This window comes from Mycolicibacterium tusciae (assembly GCF_002086795.1).
Taxonomy (GTDB): domain Bacteria; phylum Actinomycetota; class Actinomycetes; order Mycobacteriales; family Mycobacteriaceae; genus Mycobacterium; species Mycobacterium tusciae.
The window spans coordinates 1-2,667 of record NZ_MVIM01000047.1; the positions used below are offsets into that span (position 1 = coordinate 1).

4 protein-coding genes are annotated in these 2,667 nt (G+C 65.9%); 2 read left to right on the forward strand and 2 right to left on the reverse strand.

Annotated elements, in window-relative coordinates; translation table 11 throughout:
* The coding region (locus BST47_RS30015; protein ID WP_033718762.1) for a TIGR03086 family metal-binding protein at window positions 1–445 on the forward strand (445 nt) is incomplete at its 5' end.
* Window positions 446–453: 8 nt separating this feature from the next.
* Window positions 454–1,350 carry a pyridoxamine 5'-phosphate oxidase family protein gene (locus tag BST47_RS30020; RefSeq protein ID WP_046191501.1) on the forward strand — a complete coding sequence of 299 codons (897 nt, stop codon included), beginning with the start codon at window positions 454–456 and terminating at the stop codon, window positions 1,348–1,350.
* A gap of 395 nt (window positions 1,351–1,745) precedes the next feature.
* Here the strand turns inward: BST47_RS30020 and BST47_RS30025 are convergent, their stop codons facing one another.
* Both BST47_RS30025 and BST47_RS30030 read right to left on the reverse strand, forming a co-directional pair.
* Window positions 1,746–2,243, reverse strand: a complete 498-nt coding sequence (locus BST47_RS30025) for a GNAT family N-acetyltransferase (RefSeq protein ID WP_023363547.1) — start codon at window positions 2,241–2,243, stop codon at window positions 1,746–1,748.
* Window positions 2,240–2,509, reverse strand: a complete 270-nt coding sequence (locus BST47_RS30030; RefSeq protein WP_053082894.1) for a type II toxin-antitoxin system TacA family antitoxin — start codon at window positions 2,507–2,509, stop codon at window positions 2,240–2,242. The genes BST47_RS30025 and BST47_RS30030 overlap by 4 nt, the downstream gene beginning before the upstream one ends.
* Window positions 2,510–2,667: the final 158 nt, after the last annotated feature.

Below are 2,667 nucleotides of genomic sequence, written 5' to 3' on the forward strand. Positions count from 1 at the left end.
CCACACTGTCGCCACGATCGACGCCTTTGCGGCGGCCCTCGACGGACAGGGCGGCCCGACCGAGCAGGAACTTTTCAGCGGGGCCGACATCCTCGGTTCAGCGCCGCTCACGGTCGTCGAGAAGTCCGTCGACCGCTCACAGCAAGCGTGGACCACCATCACCGACTGGGAGCGTCCCATCCTGACCGTCATCGGGGAGATGCCGGCCCGCCAGGCCATCGGCATCATCACCTACTCGACGCTGATCCACAGCTGGGACCTGGCGGTGGCCATCGGCAAGCCGATCCACTTCGACGAGGCCGAGGCCACCCTGGCCGAAGCGGTCGGATCGCAGCTCGTCCCGGCGCTGCGACCTCAAGATCTCTTCGGTCCGGAGGTCGCGGCCGGCGCGGACGCGACCCCCACCCAGCGAGTCGTCGCCTTCGCCGGTCGTAACCCCCTGTGACCCTGCAGATGACGAACGAAAACCGGCCCGCCGCTGTGGGATTCCACAGCGGCGAGCTGGCCGTCCAGACACGCGCCGGAGTGCGCACGCGTGCCGAGCGGCTGGCCCCGATGGCGGCCCGCGGCCAGCTCCGCACCGCCACAGCTGACTTCGTGGCGGCGGCGCAGCTGGCGGTCCTGACCGCACGCGACGCCGCAGGCCGACTGTGGACCTCACCGCTGCTGGGACAACCCGGCTTCCTCCGGGCGGCGACACCGACCACACTGCACATCGAGGACCCCTTTCTCGACGCCGACCCGCTCCACGACCTACCGGCCCGCCAGCCCGCGGGGCTTATCGTGATCGACTTCGCCACCCGCCGCCGAGTGCGCATCAACGGCGTTCTCGCCCAGGCTGATTCCGGCGGTCTGACAATCGATGTCGACCAGGCATACGGCAACTGCCCGAAATTCATCCGGAACCGCCACCTGCGCCTCCCCGCCAACGCTTCCGGCCCAGACCGCACACCGGTTTTCACCGGCGAACTTCTGCGACCGGAGGACGGTCGGCTGATCGAACACGCCGACACATTCTTCCTGGGCACCAGCCATCCGACGTCAGGCAACGACGCCTCCCATCGAGGCGGGCCGACCGGCTTCGTCCACATCGAGCACGATCGCCTCTGGTGGCCGGACTACCCGGGCAACAACCTGTTCAACAGCCTGGGCAATGTGACGGTCGACCCGACCACAGCCTTGCTCTTCATCGACTTCCCCACGGGGACAACGCTGCAACTAACCGGCACAGCCACGTTAGTGTGGGAGGACGAAAGGCCGCGCGACGAAAGTCAAACCGGACGACGAGTCACCTTCACACCCCAGCGCGTCGTCGTGACCGGCATCGCGGCGTTGCGTGCCGAGCACTGACGACAGTGCACGGCATCCGTTCCAATCCGTTACCTGAGGGACACCCGACGAACGCTCAGTACCGGCTGCGTTGTGGGACCCGTCCGGGCCCGAATTGCACGAACTGGACTCTGCGTCGTCCTGACGCGCCCAAAAGTTGCACTATCCGCGAGCTGATTCCCCAGCCGACAGTGTGCACGTTCCCAAATCCGCTAGGTCACGTTTCCCAACCCTCGAGCCCACCGCCACAGACCAGGCCTCAACCAATTTTCGTCAGCGCCACGGACATCCCGATATCGCTACCGGTTCGCCACCGCCCAGGGGAGGTCTGCGCTCAGCGCGAGTTTTATTGCTCGCGATGATCAAGCCGGGCGGCGACGGCCGTGTCGACGCGATCCAGCACCGTCTCGGCTTCGTTACGCAGATGGGCTGGGCCGGACGTCCTTTACGAGGAGCATCAGTGTTAGGTCGTCGACAGGAGAAGGCTCAAAACCGTAGCGCAAGTAGAAGCGCCGGGCGGTGTCGTTGTTTGCGTGGACCAGCAGCAGCCGAACCCCCGTCAGCTCCGCGACCTCAAGTGACTTGAGGATGAAATGTTTGAGAAGTGCTGCAGCGAGACCACGCCCTTGATGGTTCGCGTCGACGGCCAGCCGGCCGAGCAGGACCGCAGGTAACGGGTCCGGCTGATTGCGAGCAGCGCGTTTCGTCGCCCGGCTGCGCATGAGCACCGCCGTGCTGGAGGCATAGAAGGCCACCACCCGTCGCCCGTCCAGCACCACCCAGGTGCGGCTGCCTCCTTCGCGCTGATTGTGCAGAGCCTTCGTCCGCAGCCACTCGTTGAGCACGTCGTTGCCGCAGTCGAAGTCGTCGACGATGTGATCGGCACCGAAGAGGACGGGCCCCTCGTAGCTCACCGTTCCAAAATCGACGGATTCGCCAGCAGGCGCGCCAACTCGGGCTTGGGGCTTGGCGGACGGTCGAGCAGCGCCTGAAGATCGGTCCAGGCGGCGTCATCGAGGACGAACACTCTCCGATCAGCGAGGTCGGCCTCGGCGGCCTGAACGGCGTGACGCACCACATAGTCGTTGAGCGACTCGCCCGTGACGTCGAGCACACGTCGCACCACCGCATCTTGCGCCGCGGTCACGCGCAGGTGCCAGCGACCACTCTTCGTCTCCACACCAGAAGTGTACGCCGAATTGGTGTACATACCGTCGGCAAGCGCGGAACGATGCAGTTCGGCGCGCGGCGGCGTTCCCAAATCCGCGGCAGCGCGTTCTCGGCCATCGGACGTCACCATAAGAGACCAGGCCTCAACCAATTTTCGTCAGGTCCCGT